The 21662-nt window shown below is 70.3% G+C and carries 24 protein-coding genes and 1 riboswitch; all 24 genes read left to right on the forward strand.

Annotated features, from left to right (window positions below; all coding sequences use genetic code 11):
• Positions 1–59: 59 nt before the first annotated feature.
• The 24 genes from VGJ96_05135 (at position 60) to VGJ96_05250 (ending at position 21656) form a co-directional block, all read left to right on the forward strand.
• Positions 60–977, forward strand: coding sequence for a PfkB family carbohydrate kinase (locus tag VGJ96_05135; protein ID HEY3286493.1), 918 nt, complete (start codon positions 60–62; stop codon positions 975–977).
• Positions 974–2002: a phosphoribosylformylglycinamidine cyclo-ligase gene (purM, locus tag VGJ96_05140; protein HEY3286494.1), complete on the forward strand. Its 1029-nt coding sequence runs from the start codon at positions 974–976 to the stop codon at positions 2000–2002. Before VGJ96_05135 ends, purM begins: the two co-directional genes overlap by 4 nt.
• Before the next feature lie 11 nt (positions 2003–2013).
• Positions 2014–3012, forward strand: coding sequence for a hypothetical protein (locus tag VGJ96_05145; protein ID HEY3286495.1), 999 nt, complete (start codon positions 2014–2016; stop codon positions 3010–3012).
• Positions 3012–4109, forward strand: coding sequence for a bifunctional diaminohydroxyphosphoribosylaminopyrimidine deaminase/5-amino-6-(5-phosphoribosylamino)uracil reductase RibD (ribD, locus tag VGJ96_05150; GenBank protein HEY3286496.1), 1098 nt, complete (start codon positions 3012–3014; stop codon positions 4107–4109). Before VGJ96_05145 ends, ribD begins: the two co-directional genes overlap by 1 nt.
• Positions 4110–4208: 99 nt before the next feature.
• Positions 4209–4826: a riboflavin synthase gene (locus VGJ96_05155; protein HEY3286497.1), complete on the forward strand. Its 618-nt coding sequence runs from the start codon at positions 4209–4211 to the stop codon at positions 4824–4826.
• Positions 4826–6028 (forward strand): bifunctional 3,4-dihydroxy-2-butanone-4-phosphate synthase/GTP cyclohydrolase II, encoded by a 1203-nt coding sequence (locus VGJ96_05160; protein ID HEY3286498.1) that lies wholly within the window; start codon positions 4826–4828, stop codon positions 6026–6028. The genes VGJ96_05155 and VGJ96_05160 overlap by 1 nt, the downstream gene beginning before the upstream one ends.
• Positions 6028–6519 (forward strand): 6,7-dimethyl-8-ribityllumazine synthase, encoded by a 492-nt coding sequence (gene ribH, locus VGJ96_05165; protein ID HEY3286499.1) that lies wholly within the window; start codon positions 6028–6030, stop codon positions 6517–6519. Before VGJ96_05160 ends, ribH begins: the two co-directional genes overlap by 1 nt.
• The gene (gene nusB, locus VGJ96_05170; protein ID HEY3286500.1) at positions 6519–6932 is read left to right on the forward strand and encodes a transcription antitermination factor NusB; all 414 of its coding nucleotides are present in this window, start codon (positions 6519–6521) and stop codon (positions 6930–6932) included. The genes ribH and nusB overlap by 1 nt, the downstream gene beginning before the upstream one ends.
• Positions 6932–8038 (forward strand): glycosyltransferase family 4 protein, encoded by a 1107-nt coding sequence (locus VGJ96_05175; GenBank protein ID HEY3286501.1) that lies wholly within the window; start codon positions 6932–6934, stop codon positions 8036–8038. Before nusB ends, VGJ96_05175 begins: the two co-directional genes overlap by 1 nt.
• Positions 8039–8041: 3 nt before the next feature.
• On the forward strand, positions 8042–8347 hold the full coding sequence (locus tag VGJ96_05180) for a hypothetical protein (protein ID HEY3286502.1): 306 nt from the start codon (positions 8042–8044) through the stop codon (positions 8345–8347).
• Between the two features lie 6 nt (positions 8348–8353).
• Positions 8354–9322, forward strand: a complete 969-nt coding sequence (hprK, locus tag VGJ96_05185) for an HPr(Ser) kinase/phosphatase (protein ID HEY3286503.1) — start codon at positions 8354–8356, stop codon at positions 9320–9322.
• Entirely contained in the window at positions 9315–9716 is a 402-nt protein-coding gene (locus VGJ96_05190; protein ID HEY3286504.1) for a hypothetical protein, read from the forward strand. Before hprK ends, VGJ96_05190 begins: the two co-directional genes overlap by 8 nt.
• Positions 9706–10194, forward strand: a complete 489-nt coding sequence (locus VGJ96_05195) for a PTS sugar transporter subunit IIB (GenBank protein HEY3286505.1) — start codon at positions 9706–9708, stop codon at positions 10192–10194. The genes VGJ96_05190 and VGJ96_05195 overlap by 11 nt, the downstream gene beginning before the upstream one ends.
• Complete coding sequence (locus VGJ96_05200) at positions 10191–10886, forward strand: PTS sugar transporter subunit IIC (GenBank protein ID HEY3286506.1); 696 nt, start codon at positions 10191–10193, stop codon at positions 10884–10886. Before VGJ96_05195 ends, VGJ96_05200 begins: the two co-directional genes overlap by 4 nt.
• Entirely contained in the window at positions 10883–11641 is a 759-nt protein-coding gene (locus tag VGJ96_05205; protein ID HEY3286507.1) for a PTS system mannose/fructose/sorbose family transporter subunit IID, read from the forward strand. The genes VGJ96_05200 and VGJ96_05205 overlap by 4 nt, the downstream gene beginning before the upstream one ends.
• On the forward strand, positions 11641–11907 hold the full coding sequence (locus VGJ96_05210) for an HPr family phosphocarrier protein (GenBank protein ID HEY3286508.1): 267 nt from the start codon (positions 11641–11643) through the stop codon (positions 11905–11907). Before VGJ96_05205 ends, VGJ96_05210 begins: the two co-directional genes overlap by 1 nt.
• Complete coding sequence (gene ptsP, locus VGJ96_05215) at positions 11908–13716, forward strand: phosphoenolpyruvate--protein phosphotransferase (protein ID HEY3286509.1); 1809 nt, start codon at positions 11908–11910, stop codon at positions 13714–13716.
• Positions 13717–13764: 48 nt separating this feature from the next.
• Positions 13765–14943 (forward strand): methionine adenosyltransferase, encoded by a 1179-nt coding sequence (gene metK / locus VGJ96_05220; GenBank protein ID HEY3286510.1) that lies wholly within the window; start codon positions 13765–13767, stop codon positions 14941–14943.
• A 21-nt stretch (positions 14944–14964) separates the two neighbouring features.
• Entirely contained in the window at positions 14965–15462 is a 498-nt protein-coding gene (locus VGJ96_05225; GenBank protein HEY3286511.1) for a bifunctional nuclease family protein, read from the forward strand.
• Positions 15463–16722, forward strand: coding sequence for a hypothetical protein (locus VGJ96_05230; GenBank protein ID HEY3286512.1), 1260 nt, complete (start codon positions 15463–15465; stop codon positions 16720–16722). It abuts the gene before it with no gap.
• A riboswitch (cobalamin riboswitch) is annotated at positions 16704–16898 on the forward strand. It overlaps the preceding gene by 19 nt.
• A gap of 86 nt (positions 16899–16984) precedes the next feature.
• Entirely contained in the window at positions 16985–17908 is a 924-nt protein-coding gene (locus tag VGJ96_05235) for a helical backbone metal receptor (GenBank protein ID HEY3286513.1), read from the forward strand.
• Positions 17905–18879 (forward strand): iron ABC transporter permease, encoded by a 975-nt coding sequence (locus tag VGJ96_05240; protein HEY3286514.1) that lies wholly within the window; start codon positions 17905–17907, stop codon positions 18877–18879. The genes VGJ96_05235 and VGJ96_05240 overlap by 4 nt, the downstream gene beginning before the upstream one ends.
• Positions 18876–19655: an ABC transporter ATP-binding protein gene (locus tag VGJ96_05245; GenBank protein HEY3286515.1), complete on the forward strand. Its 780-nt coding sequence runs from the start codon at positions 18876–18878 to the stop codon at positions 19653–19655. Before VGJ96_05240 ends, VGJ96_05245 begins: the two co-directional genes overlap by 4 nt.
• A gap of 75 nt (positions 19656–19730) precedes the next feature.
• Positions 19731–21656, forward strand: a complete 1926-nt coding sequence (locus tag VGJ96_05250) for a TonB-dependent receptor (GenBank protein HEY3286516.1) — start codon at positions 19731–19733, stop codon at positions 21654–21656.
• Positions 21657–21662: the final 6 nt, after the last annotated feature.

Below are 21662 nucleotides of genomic sequence, written 5' to 3' on the forward strand. Positions count from 1 at the left end.
CTCGCCCCCGTTCCTGCACTCGTTCCCCGTCCCTTCGCCTCCATCTCCTCCCCGTTCCGATGTCACTCCTAGTCGTAGGCTCCGTCGCGCTGGACTCGGTCGAAACGCCGTTTGGCAAGGCCGACGAAGTGCTCGGCGGTTCCGCCACCTACTTCTCCGCCGCGGCCAGCCACCAGTGCCCCGTGCAGATGGTAGGCGTCGTCGGCGACGACTACCCGGTCGAGCGCCTCGAAGCGCTGCGCGAGCGGGGCATCGATCTCACGGGCCTCGAGCAGGCGGAGGGCGAGTCGTTCCGCTGGCGCGGACGCTACCGGCACGACCTCAACTCGGCCGAGACACTCGAGACGCGCCTCGGCGTCTTCTCGCATTTCCGCCCCAAGCTTCCCGAGCAGTTCAAGTCGGCGCAGTACGTCTTCCTCGCCAACATCGATCCGCGCCTGCAACTGCAGGTGCTCGAGCAGGTGGAGAAGCCCAAGTTCGTCGCCTGCGACACGATGAACTTCTGGATCGAGTCGCGGCGCGGCGACCTGCTCGACCTGCTCAAGCGCGTGGATCTCATCACGCTGAACGACGGCGAGGCGCGCCAGCTGACCGAGCAGGCGAATCTCGTGCAGGCGGCGCGGTGGATCCTCGCGCGTGGCCCCAAGACGGTGCTCATCAAGAAGGGCGAGCATGGCGCGTTCATGTTCACGCCCGAGTCCATCTTCTACGCGCCGGCGTTCCCGCTCGAGGCGGTCTTCGATCCCACGGGCGCGGGCGATTCGTTCGCCGGCGGCTTCATGGGCTACCTCGCGCGCACCAACGACCTCAGCGAGGCCAACCTGCGTCGCGCCGTCGTCATCGGCTCGGCCATGGGTTCGTTCGTGGTCGAGGCATTCTCGATCACCCGCCTGCTATCGGTCACGCGCAACGACATCGATCGCCGCGTCGCCGAGTTCCACCGCCTCGTCTCCTTCGACCAGGACATGCCGTCGTGAGTGACTCCGCGCTGACGTACGCCGGCGCCGGCGTCGACATCGCCGCCGCCGAGTCGTCCAAGCATCGCATCAAGGCGCTCGTCGAGAGCACCTTCACCGCCGGGGCGCGCGGCGCCTTTGGCGGATTTGGCGGGATGTTCCGCGTGCCGGCGGGGGCCAAGGCGCCCCTGCTCGTGTCGAGCGCCGACGGCGTGGGGACCAAGATCAAGGTCGCCATCGAGGCCGGCCGGCACGACACCATCGGCCACTGCCTTGTGAACCACTGCGTCAACGACATCCTGGTGCAGGGGGCGGAGCCGCTCTTCTTCCTGGACTATGTGGCGTTCGGCAAGCTCGTGCCGCAGGTGGTCGAGCAAGTCGTGGCCGGCGTCGCCGCCGGGTGCCGCGAGAACGGCTGTTCGCTCGTCGGTGGGGAGACCGCCGAGATGCCGGGTCTCTACACGCCGCCCGACTACGATCTGGCGGGGTTCATCGTCGGATGGGTCGAGGAGGAGCAGGTCATCACGCGCGACCGCGTGCGTGCAGGCGACGTGCTCGTCGCGCTGGCCTCGAGCGGGCTGCACACCAACGGCTATTCGCTGGCTCGGCGCATCGTGGACGAGCGGCTGAAGCTGAAAGCCGACGACGTTTTTCCTGGCGACACACGCTCGACGGCCGATGTGCTGCTCGCGGTGCATCGCTCGTACCTCAGGGCGCTCGCTCCCGTGCGCGGCGCCATCCACGCGATGGCGCACATCACGGGGGGCGGGCTGCCAGGGAATCTCGACCGTTCGCTGCCCCAAGATCTCGACGCGGAAGTCGACACGGCATCGTGGGAGGTGCCGAACGTCTTCCGGGTGCTCGGTGAGGCCGGCGGCGTGGCCCGCGACGAAATGTTCCGCGCCTTCAACATGGGCGTGGGGATGGTGGTCATTACCGACGAGGCGGGGGCGGCGACGGTGCGCGCGAGCGCGACGGCCGCCGGGGTAGACAATTGGATGCTGGGTCGCGTCATTCGCGGCACCGGCCGCGTCATTCTCAAGTGAGGACAATGGCAATGCGAATCCGGCATGCGATGCTCGTGGCAGGCGCGGCGATGGTTGTCGGTGTTTCGCCGGTGCAGGCGCAGTGCGCCTCGGGGAACACTCAGGACGCCTGCCAGAAGGCCGTCGACCTGTTCCACTTCCTCACGCCGCAGATTTCCACGGCGCTTGCCGGTGGCGCGGCGACGATCGGGCAGGGCGGGGTGCTGGGTGGGTTTCCGCACTGGGCGATCGCGCTGCGCGCCAGCGCCGTCAACGGCGCCTTCCCGAAGATGGACAATGTCGGATTCAAGACGACGGGACAATTCAAGTCGGACTTTGCGGTCGACAAGCAGTTCATTCCGATGGCCACCATCGACGGATCGGTTGGCATCTTCAAGGGCATTCCCGTTGGCGTGACGAGAGTCGGCGGCATCGACGCGATCCTCACGGCGACGTATATCCCGTCGGCGCCCGAGGGTGGCGACGTCACCGTGTCGCTGCCCGGAGGCTCGACCAAATTCGGCGGCGGCGTACGCGTGGGACTGCTGCAGGAATCGATCCTCGTGCCGGGCGTCGCGTTCTCCTACGTGCAACGCGCGCTGCCGACCATCAACGTGATGGCGCAGAGCACCGTGACCGAAAGCGGGACCACGGTGCCGGGGACCATCGCCATCGACGACCTGTCACTGAAGACGAAGGGATGGCGCCTGAGCGCGTCCAAGTCGTTCATGGCCTTTGGCCTGCAGGCCGGGGTGGGACAGGACAAGTACGACAACTCCGCGATCTACGCCGTCGCCGTGGGCGCCGTCCAGCCGGCCATGACCCCAACGACGCATGCGGTCAGCAACAGCATGACGCGCACGAACATCTACGCCGGCCTCAGTTTCAACTTCATCATCGGACGCCTGGTGGCCGAAGTGGGACAGGCCAGCGGCGGTTCGATGGGCGCGTTGTACAACACGTTTGGCGGAAGCGCCGACGCGGCAAAGAGCCGCAGCTACTTCTCGCTGGGCCTGCGCACGGGCTTCTGATGACCGGTCCGGCCGCGGCGTGGGGCAGCCGGGAGCGCGCGTGGATGCGGCGCGCGCTCGCGCTGGCGGCGCGCGGCTGGGGGCAGACGGCGCCGAACCCGATGGTTGGCGCCGTCATCGTCCGCGACGGCGCCATCGTTGGCGCCGGACATCACGCGCGCTTCGGCGAACGGCACGCCGAGGTCGTCGCGCTGGCGCAGGCCGGTGATCTTGCCCGCGGCGCCGATGTCTACTGCACGCTCGAGCCGTGCAATGCGCACGGCAAGCAGCCGCCGTGTAGCCAGGCCCTCATTGCCGCCGGTGTGCGGCGCGTGGTCTGCGCCGTCGCGGACCCGAATCCGGCCAAGGCCCACGGTGCCGACGCGCTGCGGGCCGCCGGCATTGCCGTCGAGTTTGGCCTCGAGGCCGACGCAGCGCGTGAACTCAGCGCGCCGTTTCTGCACTGGGCCAGCGGCGCGTCGCGTCCGTGGATCACGCTGAAGCTCGCGGTCTCGCTCGACGGCGCCATCGCGGCCGCCGATCGCCAGCGCGGCTGGCTCACGGGGGAAGCGGCGCGAAGGCAGGTGCACCGCCTGCGCGCGAGCGCCGATGCCATCGCGGTGGGGATCGGCACGGCCTTGGCCGATGACCCGGCCCTCACGGTGCGCGGCGTCAGGAAGCCGCGGGTGGCGCCATTGCGCGTCGTGTTCGATCGCCACGCCCGGTTGCCGCTCGACGGCCAATTGGCGCGCACGGCAAAGCGGCTCGCCACGGTCATCCTGACCGAGGAGCCGGCGGCGCCAGCGGCGGCCGCCCTGCAGCGCAAGGGCGTGGAACCAATCGAAGCACACGACCTGCCTTCGGCCCTCCACGCCCTGCACGCGCGCGGCGTACAACACCTGCTTGTCGAGGGTGGAGCCACCCTCGCTGGCGCGCTGTTGGCCAGCAATCTCGTCGACCGGATGGTTATCTTTCAGGCGCCGGTAGTGCTTGGCGCAGGTTCCCTGGGCGCCTTCTCGGCGGTCCCCGCCGTCGCGACGAGTGCGTTCGCCCGCTGGCGGGTTATCGAGCGAAGGCCGTTCGACGATGACCTTATGACCGTACTTGCCCCACCGTAGTCGAAGGCCGTATGACGATGATCTGATGATCCTCCTCGCCCCTCCGTTGTAGTCTGTTGTCTCTCTGTTGTTTCTCTGTTTTCTCTCTGTTGTCTCTCTATGTTCACCGGCATCATCTCCGACATCGGCACTATCGTCCGCGCCATTCCCACGCCCGCGGGCCGGGAGTTCGTCGTGCGCACGGCCTACGAGGGGATCACCGATGGCGAGAGCATTGCCTGTGACGGCGTCTGCCTCACGGTGCGCGAGGCGGCGGCGGGGACGTTCACCGTGGCGGCGGTCGTCACCACGCTCGAGCGCACGACGCTCGCCGGCTGGGCCGAGGGGCGCCGCATCAACACCGAGCGAGCGATGGCGCTGGGCGATCGCCTGGGCGGCCATCTCGTCTCCGGGCATGTGGACACCGTCGCGGATGTCGCCGGCGTCACCACCAGGGGTGATGCGTTGCTCGTCGACCTGGTGATCGAACCGGAGTGGATGCCGCTGATGGTTCCGCATGGATCCATCGCCGTGAACGGCACCAGCCTCACCGTCAACGAGCTGCTCCCCGACGGGGTGCAGATCTCGCTGATCGAGTACACCCTGCGACACACCGTGCTCGGCGCGCTCTCCCGCGGCGACCGTGTGAACGTCGAGGCGGACATGATCGGCAAGTTCGTCCAGCAACTCGCCGCCCCGCATCTGCCATCGGCCCTCCGCCATCTGCCATCCCTCTGATGCCCTTTGCAACCATAGACCAGGCGCTCCACGACCTCCGCACCGGCAAGTTCATCGTGGTTGCCGACGACGAGGATCGCGAGAACGAGGGCGATCTCATCCTGGCGGCCGAGTTCGTGACGCCGGAGAAGGTGAACTTCCTCATGCAGGCCAAGGGGATGATCTGCGTGGCGCTCAGCCACGAGCGGGTCGCCCAGCTCGAGCTGCCAATGATGGGGAGCGAGAACACCGACGCCCTGCGCACGGCGTACACCGTGACGGTCGACGCGGTGCCGCGCTACGGGGTCACGACCGGCATCAGTGCGCGCGACCAGGCCGCGACGATTCGCCGCCTCGCCGACCCGCTCGCGGTGCCGTCGGAGCTTCGGCGCCCCGGGCACGTGCATCCGTTGCGGGCGCGCGAAGGCGGAGTGCTGGAGCGCGTGGGACACACCGAGGCCGCCGTGGACCTGATGCGGCTGGCGGGGCTGCAGCCGGCCGGGGTCATCTGCGAGATTCTCAACGAGGACGGATCGACCGCCAAGCGTCCGCACCTGGAGGAGTTCTGCGACCGGCACGGCCTGACGTTCATCACCGTCGCGCAGCTCGTCGCGCATCGCCTGCAAACGGAGCGCCTGGTGCATCGCGTCGCCGAGGCGCGGCTCCCAACGGAGTTCGGCCAGTTCCGGGTCATCGGCTATCGCAATGACGTCGACGAGCATGAGCACGTGGCGCTCGTGATGGGGGAGGTGGAGGGTGGGGAGGATGTGCTGGTGCGCATGCACAGCAAGTGCCTCACCGGCGACACGTTCCACTCGCTCCGCTGCGACTGTCGCTGGCAGCTGCACGAGGCGATGCGCCTGGTCGCCGACGCGGGGCAAGGCGTCATCGTCTACCTCGACCAGGAAGGGCGGGGGATCGGCCTGCTGAACAAGCTCAAGGCGTACGAGTTGCAGGACATGGGGGCCGACACGGTCGAGGCGAACGAGCGGCTCGGCTTCGCCCCGGACCTGCGGAACTACGGCATCGGCGCGCAGATCCTCCTCGACCTGGGCCTGAAGTCGATTCGCCCGATCACCAACAACCCGAAGAAGCTCGTTGGCCTCGAAGGGTACGGGCTTCGCCTCGGCGAGCGCGTTCCCGTCATCTCGCCGGCGACCAGCGAGAACGCAGCGTACCTCGAAACCAAGGTGCGGAAGCTCGGGCACCTGCGGGCGCTCTGATGGCGGAGTTCGAAGGCACTCCCAATGGCGCCGGACGGCGGTTTGTCGTCGTCGGCAGCCGCTTCAATGAAATCATCACGCAGCCCCTGGTGGATGGCGCGCTCGACTGCCTGGTTCGCCACGGTGCGCGGGCCGATGACATCGACGTCGTCTGGGTGCCCGGCGCCTGGGAGCTGCCGGCGGCGGTTGCCCGCGTGCTGATGAGCGAACGGTACGATGCGGTCGTCGCGTGCGGCGCGGTCATTCGCGGCGAGACGCCGCATTTCGACTTCGTCGCGGGCGAGGCCTCGCGCGGGCTCTCGCTGTTGCAGGGCGAGTACGGCGTGCCCGTCGGCTTCGCCCTGCTCACCACCGATACGCTCGACCAGGCCAAGGCGCGCGCCGGCGGCGATCACGGCAACAAGGGCTGGGATGCGGCGCTCGCGGCGATGGCGATGGCCGACCTGTACAGCCAGCTGGATCTGGGCGAAGACGCTGAGGATGACGACTGATGGCGCGACTTGAGACGCGCGGCCGAGCGCGTGCGCTGCAGGCACTCTACGCCTGGGACCTGCGTGCCGGGCTGTCGCTGGACCGCGTGGCAACGCTGCTCTGGGACGATCTCCTCGTCGCCCCCGAGGAACGCGCTTTCGCCGACGCGCTCTTGCGCGTCATCCAGGCGCAGGGGGCCGAGTTGGATGCGGACCTGGGCGAGGTCACGACCAACTGGCGGCTCGATCGCCTCGGCGCCATCGAGCGCTGCGTGCTGCGCCTTGCGGCGGCGGAGCTGGTGCAGGGCGTCACGCCGCCGCGCGTCGTCCTGCAGGAAGCGGTGCGCCTCGCCGAGCGCTTCGGGAGCGCGCAGAGCGCGCGCTTCGTGAACGGGGTGCTCGACGCGCTTGCCCGGCGCCTGGGGCGTCTCTAGTGCGGCTCCTGGTGGTGAACTGGCAGGACCGTGAGAATCCGCTGGCGGGTGGGGCTGAAATCCACCTCCACGAGATCTTCGAGCGCCTGGCGGCCAAGGGGCACGAGGTCACGATGCTCTGCGGGGGCTGGCCCGGCTGTCCGCCGCGCGCGGTCCTCGGCGGCATCGAGGTGCATCGCACGGGCATTCGGCAGACCTTTGCGCTCAAGGCATGGGCCTACTATCGCCGGCACCTCGCCGGGCTCGGCTTCGATGTGCTGGTTGAGGACATCAACAAGATGCCCCTCTACACGCCGCTTTGGGGGGCGCGGCGCGTGGTCGCCTGCGTTCCGCACCTCTTTGGCGGCACGGCGTTTCAGGAGCTGTCGGTGCCGCTCGCCTCGGCGGTCTGGCTGTCGGAGCGCCCCATTCCCGCGATCTACCGGCACACGCCGTTCGAGGCCATCAGCGAGAGCACGGCCGACGACCTCGTGGCGCGCGGCATCGCGCGGTCGCAGGTGCGTGTCATCTATCCGGGCGCGTCCTGCGAGTACTACACGCCCGATCCGGCCCAGCGATCGCCATCGCCGGTCTTTGCCTACCTCGGCCGGCTCAAGAAGTACAAGGGTGTGGACCTGGTGATCCGGGCCTTCGCGCGCGTGGCCGATCAGCGCTCCGTGCTGGAGATCGCGGGTGAAGGCGACTTCCGGCCGGCGCTCGAACGCCTGGTGGCCTCGCTTGACCTGGGCGCTCGCGTGCGGTTTCTTGGCTTTGTGAGCGAAGTCGAGAAGCTAGCCCTGCTGCGCCGCTCGTGGGCGACCGCCTTTGCCTCGCCCAAGGAAGGGTGGGGGCTCACCAATATCGAGGCCTCGGCGTGCGGCACGCCGGTGGTTGCGTCGAACTCCCCGGGCATTCGCGAATCGGTGCGCGATGGTGAGACGGGCTTCCTGGTGCCCCACGGCGACATCCAGGCCATGGCGGACGCGATGCAGCGACTGTGCGAGTCGGCACCCCTCGTGACGCGGCTCGGGGAGAACGGTCGGCGGTTTGCCGAGTCTTTCACGTGGGAGCGCGCCGCCGATCAGACGGCGGTGCATCTTCAGCAGGTGATCCAGACCGGAGGATAGATCGTGCAACTGGTCTTCAAGCACAGTGGCGTCGCGCTGACGCAGTCCATGCTCAAGAAAGCCGAACGCGCCGTCCTGAAGGCGGCGGAGCGCATTCCCCGGGCGACCGGGGCCACCGTTCGCTTTGACGAGGACGGCCCCGAGCGCCGCGTCGAGATCACCTTCGTGGCGCCGCGCGCGATGCGCCTCGTCGCGAGCGCGGCCGGGCGGTACTGGGGACCGGCGCTGAACGCGGCGCTCGTGAAGCTGGTGCGGCAGGCGTCCAAGGAGCGTCGCACGCCGGAGCGGCGCGCCGGCGCGAAGGACTGAGCCGGCATGGCGCTGACTGTCCGCGGACTGGTGGAGCGCATGGGCGATGCCATGGCGCTCACCGTGCTGGGCAGCCCGGACGGGCTGTCGCGCGAGATCCCGACGTCGGATGCGTCGGGGCCCGGCCTCGTGCTGGCGGGTTACACCGGGCGGTTCGTGCACCGGCGCGTGCAGGTGCTCGGCGAGACCGAGATCACCTACCTCGCGTCGCTCGACGAGGACACCCGGCGGCGCAACCTGCGCACGTATTTCAGCTATCCGATTCCGTGCGTGATGGTCACCAAGGGGCAGTCGTTGCCCGACGGGATGGACGAGGAGGCGCGGCGCGCCGGCGTGGCGGTGCTCGTGTCCGGGCTCAACACCCGCGAGTTCTATCGCGTGATGACGCCCTTCCTCGAGAACGAGTTCTCCCCCTCCATCTCGCTGCACGGCTCGCTGGCCGACGTCTTCGGCGTCGGCCTGCTCTTCACCGGCGAGAGCGGCATCGGCAAGTCGGAGTGCGTGCTCGACCTGGTCGAACGCGGCCATCGCCTCGTCGCGGACGACCTGGTGCTCGCGCGGCGCAAGGGCGCGGACATCGTGATCGGCCGCGGGCACGAGCTGCAGCGCCATTTCATGGAGATCCGCGGCGTCGGGCTGATTGACGTCAGCGCGATCTTCGGCATCCACTCCGTGCGGCAGCAGAAGCGCATCGAGGTGGTCGTGGACCTGGTCGTCTGGGACAAGACGCTGCAGGTCGATCGCACCGGCCTCGACGGGCAGTCGGTGAACATCCTCGGGGTTGACCTGCCCAAGATCACGGTGCCGCTGAACCCCGGCAAGAACATCACCGTGATCTCGGAAGTGATTGCGATGAACCACCTGCTGCGATACACCGGCGTGGACGCGGCGCATCAGTTCAACGAGCGCCTGAAGGCGAAGATGGTCCAGCGCAGCGGGGACGTGCGCAAGTACCTGCTCGACGACGATGAGTGACGCGCCGCGCGCCATCGTCGCCGCGCACGGCGACCTCGCCGAAGGGCTGGTGAGCGCCGTCTCGCGCGTGGCCGGCGCCGCGGCCGCGGCGCGCCTGCTGCCGTTCAGCAACGCGACCCTTGGGGGCGCCGAAATCGCGGACGCCCTGCGGCAGGCCATCGCCTCGTCGGGCGCGCAGGTGGTCTTCACCGACCTTCCGGCCGGCAGCTGCACCATCGCCGCGCGGCGACTCGCGCGCGACGTCCCCGGATTGGCCGTCGTCTGCGGCGCCAACCTCCCGATGCTCCTGTCGTTCGTGATGGCGTCGTCGGCCGGCCCCGAGACGTGGCAGCTCGTCGCCGAGAAGGGCAAGGCCGGAATCGTCGTGGCTGAGGAGGGCGGGCGTGGCAATTGAGGTCTACCGCATCGACGACCGGCTCGTGCACGGGCAAGTCGTGGTGGGGTGGGGCCAGCCGCTGGCTCTCGGCTTCATCGTGCTCGTGGACGATCAGGTGGCCGAGAGCGACTGGGAGCAGGACCTGTATCGCATGGGCGTGCCGCCCGAGATGACCGTCCACTTCGAGTCGGTCGCGACGGCGCTGGCGCACCTTCCCGAGTATCGGGCGCTTCCCGAGCCCGGGCTCCTGCTCGCCGGCGGAACGGCGACGATGCGCGCCCTGGTCGAGGGCGATGCCGGCATTCGGCAGGTCAACGTGGGCGGGCTGCACCATCGGGCGGGGCGCTCACCGCGTTTGCGCTATGTCTTCCTCGACGAGTCCGAGGAGGCCGACCTGCGCGCCGTGGCGGCGCGCGGCGTCGAGGTTTCCGCGCAGGACGTCCCCGGCGCCGTGCCCGTTCCGCTCTCCGAATTGCTCGCGCGGAGCGGCGGATGATCGATCCCGGCACCCTCGTGCTGCTGACGATCGTCGGGGCCGTGGTCGGGCTCGACTTCGTGTCGTTCCCGCAGGCCATGCTCTCGCGACCGCTCGTCTCGGCCACGCTGGGCGGCTTCATCTGCGGCGACATTGCGAGCGGCCTCCTCGTCGGGGTGCTCCTGGAGTGCTTCGCCCTGGAGACGATGCCGTTTGGTGCGTCGCGCTACCCTGAGTGGGGGCCGGCGTCGGTGGCCGCGGGGGCGATGGCGGTCGTTCCCGGCAATCCCGAGCTGGCCGCCCGCACGCTGCCGCTCGCCGTGCTCGCCGGCCTGTGCGCGGCCATGCTCGGCGGCCAGACGCTGGTCTGGCTGCGCCGGTTCAACCTGTCCGTGGCCGGCCGGTACCGTGACGAGGTCGCCGCCGGTGACGCCACGGCCCTGATCGCCGTGCACTGGACGGGACTCGTCCTCGACTTCGGTCGCGCCGGGGCCGTCACGGCCATCTTCGTCACGGCGCTGATTCCCCTGCGCAACCAGTTGCAGGACGCGCTGCACACGGTCAGCGGCGTCGACTCGGTGGCCGTGTCCGCGGTGATCGCCGTCGGCGTGGCGGGAGCCGCGGTGTGGAAGGTGGTGCACGGCGCCAAGGACTACGCGCGCTACGTGGTGGCCGGGCTGCTGGTCGGCCTGCTGGCGGCGGTGATGCGATGAAAGCCGCGTCGTCGCTGCCGATGGTCACGTGGCTGCGCGTTTTCGTGCGGCTGTTTGCCGTGCAGGGGAGCTACAACTACGAGGCGATGATCGGCAACGGCATCGCCTTTGCGGCCGAGCCGGCCTTTCGGCTGCTGCCGGGAGGACGCGACGGCGACGCGTATCGCGCCGCAATGGCCCGCCACAGTCGCTACTTCAACGCGCACCCGTATCTCGCGGCCCTGGCGGTCGGCGCGCTCGTGCGCGCCGAGCTGGACGGGGAAGACCCGGATCGCGTCGAGCGCTTCCGCACGGCGTGCTGTGGGCCGCTGGGAGCCGCCGGCGACCGGCTGGTCTGGGCGGGGTGGCTGCCGTTCTGCTCCGCGCTCGCGCTGCTGGCGTATGGCCTCGGGGCCACCGCGGCTGGCGTGCTTCTCGTGTTTGTGGGAACTTACAACGTCGGTCACGTCTCCCTGCGGGCCTGGGGGTTGCGTGCGGGGTACCGAGAGGGGCTCAAGGTCGCTGCGGCGCTCGGGAGCCCCGTGTTGCGCAAGGGGCCTTTGTACGTGGCGCGGGCGCTGGCCGCCGTCGCCGGCGTGGCCCTGCCGCTCGTGCTCCTGCGGGCCCACCGCGTGCCGGTCCCGTCCTTCGGATTGGCGCTGGGTGTCGCGGCCCTGCTGGGCGTTGCCCTCGCCCGGTGGCAGGCTCGCATCGATGGATGGCGGGTCGGCGTGGCCCTCTTGCTGCTATTCTTCATCTACACGGTGGTGCGCTGATGGTTGAACGCTCGGTCGAGGTGCAGAACAGCCACGGCATCCACGCGCGCCCCGCGGCGGAGATCGTGAAGGTCGCCGCGCGCTTCCGCTCGTCGATCACGATCATCCGCGATGACCTCGAGGTGAACGGCAAGAGCATCATGGGCGTGATGATGCTGGCGGCGGAGTGCGGCGCGACGATCGTGATTCGCGCGATTGGCGATGATGAAGCAGCGGCCGCGGAGGCGCTGGTGGCGGTCGTCAACTCCAAGTTCGGTGAGGCCTGAGTGAGCATCACGCTCGTCGGCGTACCCGCGTCCCCGGGCATCATCATCGGTCCGGTGCACCTCCTCCGCTGGGAGGTACCCGAAGTGCCGGCGCGCACGGTGGAGCCGGCTAACGCCGAGCGGGAAGTGACCCGCCTGCACGAGGCCTGCGACCTCGCCATCGTGCGGCTGCGGAAGGTGCGTGACCGCGTCGAGCAGCACGCCGGCCCCGAGGAGGCGGCCATCTTCGACGTGCAGATCTCCATCTGCGACGATGCCGACCTGCGCGCGAGCGCCGAGACGCTCATTCGCCAGGGCTTCTCGGCGGAGAAGGCCTTCGACCTGGTGCTGCTCGAGTGGCGCGAGCACTTCGGGCGTTCCACCAACGCCCTCATGCGCGAGCGCGTGAGCGACCTGCTCGACGTGCAGATCCGGGTGCTCTCGCTCCTTCTCGACCTCCCCGACCGCGATCCGGTGGATCTCCCCAAGGGGAGCAACGCCATCCTCATCACGCACGACCTGACGCCGTCGCTCACCGTGCAGTTCGACCGCGAGGCGATCAGCGCGATCGCGACCGACGCCGGCACCGGCACGTCGCACGTCGCCATCCTCGCCCGCTCGCTCGGGCTGCCGGCCGTGGTCGGCCTGCGCGACGCGACCGCCAAGCTGACGTCCGGCATGACGGCGGTGGTGGATGGCACGCACGGCCTGCTCGTGCTCGATCCGACGCCGGAACGCATTGCCGACTACCGAGAGCGCGCCCGCATCGAGCAGGAAGAGACGCGCGAACTCCAGCAGTACGCCCGCGCCGAGGCAGTGACCGTCGATGGCGTGCGCATCACGCTGCGGGCCAACGTCGACATGCCCGACGAGGCGGCGGCGGGGGCGAACAGCGGCGCCGAGGGCGTGGGGCTGATGCGCACCGAGTTCCTCGTCGTCGGGCGCGCCGCGATGCCCGACGAGGACGAGCAGTACGAGGCGTACAGCCGCGTCCTGCGCGCCTTCGCGCCGCATCCGGTCGTCATCCGCACCTACGACATCGGCGGCGACAAGCTGCCGGTGGGCGGCTTCCCGCACGAGGCCAATCCGTTCCTCGGCTGGCGCGCCATCCGCATGTGCCTCGACGAGCCGGAGCTGTTCAAGGTGCAGTTGCGCGCGCTGCTGCGGGCGGCGGAGCACGGTGACCTGCGCATCATGCTGCCGCTCATCGTCTCGGTGGCCGAAGTGCGGCAGGCCCGCGTCCTGCTGGCCGAGGCCTCCGCCGAACTCGACGCGCGCGGCGTGCCGCATCGCAAGGACGTGCCCCTCGGCGTGATGATCGAGACGCCGGCCGCCGTCATCACGGCCGACGCCCTCGCCAGGGAAACCGCGTTCTTCTCGATCGGCACCAACGACCTGGTGCAGTACACCCTGGCGGTTGACCGCGGCAACATCCAGCTGGTCGATCGCTTCACGGCGCTGCATCCGGCGGTGCTGCGGCTCATCGCGCGCACGCAGTCCGAAGGGACGCGGGCCGGCATCGAGGTGTCGGTGTGCGGCGAGATGGCCTCGCAGCCGCTGATGGCCTTTGCGCTGCTCGGCCTCGGCATCCGCACGCTGAGTGTCGCGCCCCGGTCGGTCGCGGCGGTCAAGCACCTGGTCCGCTGCATTCGCGTCTCGGCGGCGGCCGAGGCGATGGCCGTGGCGGTCGACGCGGGCACGGCGCAGGCCGTCGAAGGGACGCTGCGTGAGCGCCTGCTGGCGGAACTCGCGTTGCGGGGTGATGCGGCCGACGGGTTGCTCGCCCTTGTCGACACCCATATTCTTACTGACAAAGCGGACATTCACTAGAGCGGCCGGCTTTCTGCCGGCCGCTCGTGCCTTCAACGGAACGATCCCGTGCTTCATCGCCATCTCTTCACTTCCGAATCCGTCACCGAAGGCCACCCCGACAAGGTGGCCGACCAGATCTCTGACGCGGTGCTTGATGCGCTGCTGGCGCACGACCCCAGGTCGCGGGTTGCGTGCGAGACGATGGTCACCACGGGCCTCGCGACGATCTTCGGCGAGGTGACCACGCACGCCTGGGTCGATCTGCGCGCCCTCGTGCGCGAGACCATCAAGGACATCGGCTACACCGAGGCCGGCATCGGGTTTGACGCCGACTCGTGCGCGGTGCTCAATGCGCTGGGCACGCAGTCGCACGATATCGCGCAGGGCGTGGACACCGGCGGCGCCGGCGACCAGGGGATGATGTTCGGCTACGCCTGCGATGAGACCGAGGAGCTGATGCCGCTCCCCATCCAGCTGGCGCACAAGCTCACGCATGCCCTGGCCGACCGCCGCAAGGATGGCACCCTCGCCTGGCTGCGTCCCGACGGCAAGTCGCAGGTGTCGGTGGTGTACGAGGACGGCCGCCCCGTCGAGGTGGACACGGTGGTCATCTCGACGCAGCACGCCGATACCGTGAAGAACAAGGCGATCCACGAGGCGGTGCGCCACGACATCATCGAAGCGGTCATTCCGCCGGAACTGCGCGCGCGTCGCATGAAGGTGCACATCAACCCGACCGGACGATTTGTCGTCGGCGGCCCGCAGGGCGACGCCGGCCTCACCGGCCGCAAGATCATCGTCGACACCTACGGTGGCATGGGCCGCCACGGCGGCGGCGCCTTCTCGGGCAAGGATCCGTCCAAGGTGGATCGCTCGGCCGCGTACGCCGCGCGCTGGGTGGCCAAGAACATCGTCGCCGCCAAGCTCGCCTCGAAGTGCGAGGTGCAGCTCGCCTACGCCATCGGCGTGGCCAAGCCGGTGTCGGTGATGGTCGACACGTTCGGCACGGCCGCGGTTCCCGAGACGGCGATCATGCGCGCGGTCGACGCGGTCTTCGACCTGACGCCGCGCGGCATCATCGAGGCGCTCGACCTGCGCAAGCCGATCTACGGCCCCACTGCCGCCTACGGGCATTTCGGTCGCACACCGGCCAAGGTGGAGCGCTTCGGCAAGAAGGTGTCGCTCTTCAACTGGGAGCGCACCGACAAGGTCGCTGAACTCCGGCGCGCCGCGCGCGCGCGCTAGCGCGCTCGGCGGGGAGGACCCGTGATCCCGGTGAAGGTGGCCAAGCTCGGCCTCGACAGCGTGTCCAACGCGTATGTCGTGGTGCTGCAGGAGGAGAATGGCGACCGGGTCCTCCCCATCTGGATCGGGCGGCCGGAGGCGGAGTCCATCGCGATGCAGATGAACGGCGTGAAGCGCGAGCGTCCCCTCACGCACGATCTCTGCCACGCCCTCATCAACGGGCTGGGCGCCACGCTGCGCCGCGTCCAGGTGACGCGCCTCGAGAACTCGACGTTCTTCGCGGAACTGCATCTCGCCCGTGGCGGCGCGCCGGTCATCGTCGATGCGCGGCCGAGCGATGCGATTGCCATCGCCCTCCGCCTCGACGCCCCGATCTACGTGGCCGAGGTCCTGTTCGCGGGTGACGGCGAATCCGAGTCCGCGCCGGCGGGGCGCGATGACGACGCCATGTCGGCCGAGGAGCTGCAGCGTCACCTCGAACACATGCGGCCCGAGGACTTCGGCCGCTTCTCGTTCTAGATGCGCCGTCGAGCGCCGGGCAGTCGCGATGACTCGGTAGTTCGCGGGTGCGCCCGGCGCGCGGCGGCGCTCGCGCTGTCGATCACCGCAATCGCGGCTGGCGGCACACCGTCCACCGCGCGCGCGCAGGGTGCCACATCGCAACCGCCGGTGCTCGGCCGGCCGCATGGAGTGACGAGCGGCGAGGCCCGGTCGGTGAACGGTCGCGTGGTCCTCGGCTCGCGGACCGCGATGAAGCCGCTCGTTGGGGCCTGGGTCGTGTTGCACCGCGTGGGGACTGATCGCGCCGCGCCGCTCGACTCGGTGCGAACCGACGGCGACGGACGATATACCTTCCGCTACCATACATCGGGTGAACCGAACGCCGTCTACTTCGTGTCGAACCTGTACGGTGGCGTCGCCTACTTCACGTCGCCGCTGACCGCGCGGGCCGTGAGCGGGGACGACGCGCGCTTGGTGGTGCACGACACCACGAGCGCGCCGATTCCCATTCTCGTGCGCGGCCGGCACATCGTCTTCGCGACGCCGGGCGAACACCAGCGGCGCACCGTGCTCGAGGTCTACGAACTGTCCAATGATTCCACGCTGACCCGCGTGGCGGGCGGCGCCGGGGGAATGGTCTGGCAGGCGCGGCTGCTCGACCGGGCGGACAGTGGGCGCGTGGCGCAGTCGGACTTTTCCGACGGGGCCGCGCGCTTCGAGGCGGGACGTGTGCGCCTGGCCGCGCCCTTCGCGCCGGGGCTCAAGCAGTTCTCCTTCTCGTACGACGTCCCCACGCAAACCGAGTATTCGCTGGTCGTCGAGGAGCCGGCTGACGTGCTCGAAGTCCTGGTGGAGGATGCGCTGGCGCGCGCCGAGGGCGGCGGCCTGGCGTCGATGGGCGCCACCACGACCGGCGGTCGGACGTTCGCCCGGTTCCTCGCGCAGGATGTGCCGACCGGCGCCGTGATTCGCGTCAGCGCGCCCGGAACCAGCGCCATGTCGGGTAATCAACTGCGCGTCCTGGCGCTGATGGCGGCGCTTGGCGCGGTCTTGCTGGTGGGCCTCGCCCGCGCGATGTATCGACGGCAGCGCGCGGGCGGTGGACACGCCGGCGACGCGAGCGCCGCGACGTGGCGCGCGCAGATCGCCGCGCTCGACGACGCGTTCGCGAAAATCGAGCGGCCCACCGAGGCGCAGCGCGCGGATCACTGGCAGGCGCGCGCGCACCTCGACAAGCAGCTCAGCGACGCGGTTGCGCGTGAACAGGGCCTGACATAGGTTCACCGACACAATCGATTCAACAACGGATGCGGGTCACGGAAGCCGGTGCAAGTCCGGCGCGGCCCCGCCACTGTAACGGGCGCAGTTCGCCCCGCTCGACAACCACTGGCCGGAAGGCTGGGAAGGGGAGCGGGGGCCCGGAGCCAGGAGACGCCCTGCGTCCGTGCCACATCAGATGCCTCGGGGGAGGCCGCGTGGCGACGGGCGCTTGAGTGCGTCCGCCGTTGTGGGCTCGCTCCCGGGGTGGAGCGAGCCCTTCGTGCATTCGGTCGATCGTCGTCCGCGTTTCCATCGCTTGGCGTGCCTCACCGCGCTGGTGGTGAGTGCCTGCGCCGCTCCGGCCGATCGGGCCGCGCCGGGACGCGCTGCCATCGCACCACTCGTGGATGACTTTGGCGACACGCTGCGGCTCGCCCGCGCCGCCACGCGCGTGGTCTCGCTCAATCCCGTCGTTTCCGAAGCGATCTTCGCTCTCGGGGCGCAGGCGCGGCTCGTGGGCCGCACGCGATGGGACGACTCGCCGCCCGGCATGCGGCAGGTCCCCGACCTGGGTGATGGCCTCCAGCCGAATGTCGAGGCGGTGATCGCGGCGCGCCCCGATCTCGTGGTGCTCTACGCGACGGATGCGAATCGCGCCGCCGCCAGCGCCTTCCGCCGCGCGGGGGTCGCCACGCTTGCGCTGCGCACCGACCGTATCGCCGACTTCGCGCGCATCGTGCGCGCCCTCGGCGTTGCGCTCGACGACTCGGTCGCGGCGCGCCAGGTGTCGGACTCGGTGGCGCGTTCCATCCAGTTGGTGGCCGCGCTGCCGGCGTTTCAGCCGCCTGTTTCGGTCTTCTGGCATGCGTGGGACGCGCCGCTCATCACGATTGGCGCCGGAAGTTACCTCGGCGAGCTCGTCACGATTGCCGGTGCGCGCAACGTATTCGCGGACCTGCCGCAACCGTCGCCGCAGGTGACGCTCGAAAGCGTCGCGGCGCGCCGGCCCGACTTCGTGCTCGCCGGCCCGCGCGCCGCCGAACGGCTGCGCGCGAATCCTCGTTGGCAGGCAGTCGAGGCGGTGCGCGCGGGGCGCGTGCTGGTGGTCGACACGGCGCTCATCGGGCGTCCGGGCGTGCGCATGGGCGAGGCGGCGCGATCATTGCGTGCGCTGCTCGACTCTGCACGGCGCGCGCAGCCATGACCCCCACGCGCTGGGTGCTGCTGTTCATCGCGCTCGCGGCGGCGTGTGCGGGCGGGCTTGCCATCGGACCGGTCCCGCTGACGCTCGTGGATGTGGCGCGTGCGGTCGCCGGACAGGGTGATCCGCAGTCTGTGGCGATCGTCCGCGACCTGCGCCTCGCGCGCGTCTGCCTCGCGATGATCGCCGGTGCCGGGCTCGGCATGAGCGGCGCCGCCCTGCAGGGGACGCTGCGCAACGCGCTCGCCGAGCCGTACCTGCTCGGCGTCTCCGGTGGCGCGGCCGTGGGCGCAGTGCTCGCCGTCGTCGCGGGATTGACCGCCGCCGTGACGCTGCCGGTCGCCGCCTTTGCGGGGGCGGCGGTCGCCGTCGCACTCGTGCTCCTAGTCGCGCGCGCCGCGAGTGGCCGCGCCGACCCGCGTGTCCTGCTGATGGCCGGCGTCGTGGTCGGCGCCTTCGCCAACGCTGCGATCATGATTCTCCTGGCGGGCGCCGGCGAAGGAGCGGTGCGCAACGCCCTCTGGTGGATGATGGGTTCCGTCGCGGGCGCCGAATGGTCGGCCGTGCGCTGGCTCGCGCTCTACGCCGCGATCGCGGGCGTGACGCTCGTCGCCGTCGCGCGCGACATCGACTTGCTCGCGCTGGGCGAGGACGCGGCGGCGGGGCTCGGCGTGCAGGTCGCTCGCGCGACGCGGCGCATCTTCCTGCTCGCGGCGCTGCTGGCCGCCATTACCGTGGCCGGCGCCGGTCTCATCGGGTTCGTGGGGCTCGTCGTGCCCGCGATGGCGCGCGCGCTCGGTATGCGACGCGCGCGCGAGGTGCTTCTTGCCTCCGCCGTGCTCGGCGCCACGCTGCTCGTCGCCGCCGACGTGGTCGCGCGCACGGTGCGGTCGCCGGCCGAACTTCCCCTCGGGGCGGTGACGGCCCTCGTTGGCGTGCCATTCTTCCTCGTGCGACTGCGGAGGGCCACATGATCCGCGTGCAGGACGCGGTCGTGCGCTATCCCGGCGCGCGGGTGAACGCGCTCGACGGCGCGACGTTCGAGGCGCCGCCCGGACGGGTGACGGCCGTGGTGGGTCCGAACGGCAGCGGCAAGAGCACCGTCGTGCGCGCGCTCATCGGGCAAGTTCCGTTGACGTCGGGCAGCTTGCAGGTCGGCCACCTCGACGCGGCGACCGCCGACCGGCGCGCCCTCGCTCGCCTGATGGCGGTGGTGACCCAGCGTGAAGAACCGGCCTTCCCGCTACCGGTGCGCGACTACGTGATGCTGGGACGTTATCCGCACCACGGCGCCTGGACGGCGCTCGGCCCCGGCGACGTCGCGGCGTCGGTAGCTGCGGCGGCCCGCGCGGGCGCCGCCGAGTTGATGAGTCGCCGCACCGACGAGTTGTCGGGCGGCGAGTGGCAGCGGGTGCGCCTCGCCCGCGCGCTCGCGCAGGGCGGGGAAGTGCTCGTCCTCGACGAACCCGGCACCTTCCTCGACGTCGGCCACGAGATGGGGGCCTTCGAATTGCTCGATGCACTCGCGCGCGAAGGGCGCACGGTCCTGCTCGTCAGCCACCAGCTGAACCTGGTCGCCCGATTCGCGGCGCACATCGTCGTGCTCCACCGCGGCCGGGTGGTCGCCGCCGGTACGCCGTCGGAGGTGATGCGCGGTGAGGTGCTCGAGCCCGTCTACGACTGGCCACTCGTCGTCGCGCGCGACCCCGCCGTCGGCGCCCCCGTGCTCATTCCCCTGCGCAAGCGCTGAAGCAGCCTCGTCCGCCATCCGCCATCCGCCATCCGCCATCACCCGTCGCCCACACCAATCCATCCCTCGCACAGCATGCGCCCACTCCTCCTGCTCGCGCTCCCCGTCGCTCTCGGCGCGCAAGGCTCCAATACATCGCTCGCTCCCGTCGTCGTCACCGCAACGCGCATCGAGACCAGTGTGCGCGCCCCGGCGACGGTCGCCGTGCTGAGCGGCGATTCACTCCGCGCCCGCGGCATCACCCATCTGCGCGACGCGCTCGGCCTCATCCCCGGCGTCACCGTCGTGCAGAGTTCGTCGTTCGGCTCGCAGGCGTCGCTTTTCGTGCGCGGCGGCCAGGGCAACTACGTGCGCGTGCTCCTCGATGGGGTCCCACTCAATGAGCCGGGAGGTGCCGTCGATCTGGGCGCGCTGACCCTCGACAACATCGAGCGCGTGGAGGTGGTGCGCGGTCCGGCCAGCGTGCTCTATGGCGCCGACGCGGTCACCGGGGTGATCCAGCTCGTGTCACGCACGGGAGCCGGTGGATCGCGCGCCGCGCTCGCGCTGGACGGCGGGTCATTCGGCCAGCGCGATGCCGCCCTCTCCGCCGCCCGGGCGCTCGGGCGCGCGTCGTTGAGCGCCAGCGTTGCCGACCGTTCCGCGCAGGGGATTCTGCCGTTCAACAACGATTATCGGAACCAGTCGGCCAATGCCACGCTGCGCTGGGCGCCCGACGTGCGCACCGAGGCGACGATCGCCGCGCGCTGGCTGGCGTCCGTGTATCACTATCCCAACGAGTCGGATGGCTCGATCGGCGATCGCAATGCGGAGAGCACGTCGCACCGGCTTGCCCTGGCGTTCTCGGGGCATCGCGCCGTGGGGTCGCGCGTCGTCACCGCGTGGACCCTCACCTCCAGCGAGTACGCGCCGCGCAACAACGACGGGCCCGATTCCGCCGCGGACACCCTTGGGTTCTACGGGTTCTACTCCCGCGGCACCGTGACGCGACGGTCGGCGGACGTGCGTGTCACGGCACGCGTCGGCGCCGCCCAATCGCTGACGGTTGGCGCCGAGGCGTCGCGCGATCACGAACGCTCGTCGTCGCTGTCGCTCAGCCAGTACGGCCGCGACACCGGCACCTTCGTGGCCGCGCGCAATGATCGGTCGCTGTATGTCCAGGCGATCGGCGCGCGCGGGCGCGCCAGCTATCAGCTGGGCGGTCGGCTCGACGATAACAGCGCCTTCGGCACCTTCCGCACGGCCCGTCTTGGCGCCGCCTGGCAGCTGGCGCGAGGGTGGCGCGTGCGCGCGGCGGCGGGTTCCGCCTTTCGCGCGCCGAGCTTCTTCGAGAACTTCGCCACGGGCTACGTGCGCGGGAATCCGGCGCTCGCGCCGGAGCGCACGCACAGTCGCGAAGTGGCGCTGGAAGGCGCCGTCGGCCGCGTCACGCTTGGCGTGACCGGGTATCAGCAGCGCTTCCGCGACCTGATTCAGTACAATGCGCGCACCCTGAGCCCGCTCGCCCCGAACTATGTGAACGTGGCCGGCGCCAACGCCGACGGCGTCGAGGGGGAAGCGGCGTTCGCGCTCGGCGCGGCCCTGCGGGCGCGGCTGACGTATGCCTACTCGCACACGCGGGTCACGAATGCGGGGTTTGATTCAGGCGCGGGGGCGACCTTCGTGCTGGGCCAGCCGCTGGTGCGGCGTCCCGCGCGGACGGCGCGCGTGGAGCTGTCGCGCCCGCTGGCGAGGCGCGGCGACGTCGCGCTGGGCGCGGCATACACCGGCGCAACGCCGGACCGCGACTTCTCCGGCTGGCCCGCCAAGCCGGTCATGCTCCCTGCGCGCACGCTGGTGGATCTGTCGGCCAACGTGCGGCTGTCAGGGGCGCGCGCGCCGGTCCCGGTCTTCGCGCGCCTGCGGGGCGACAACCTGACGGGCGTGGATTATCAGGCGATCTTCGGTTACCGCGCCCCGGGACGCTCGCTGCGCCTCGGCGTGACCGTCGGCCACCCGTAGCGCGCG

The organism is Gemmatimonadaceae bacterium (assembly GCA_036504815.1).
In the GTDB taxonomy this organism is placed as follows: Bacteria; Gemmatimonadota; Gemmatimonadetes; order Gemmatimonadales; family Gemmatimonadaceae; genus PNKL01.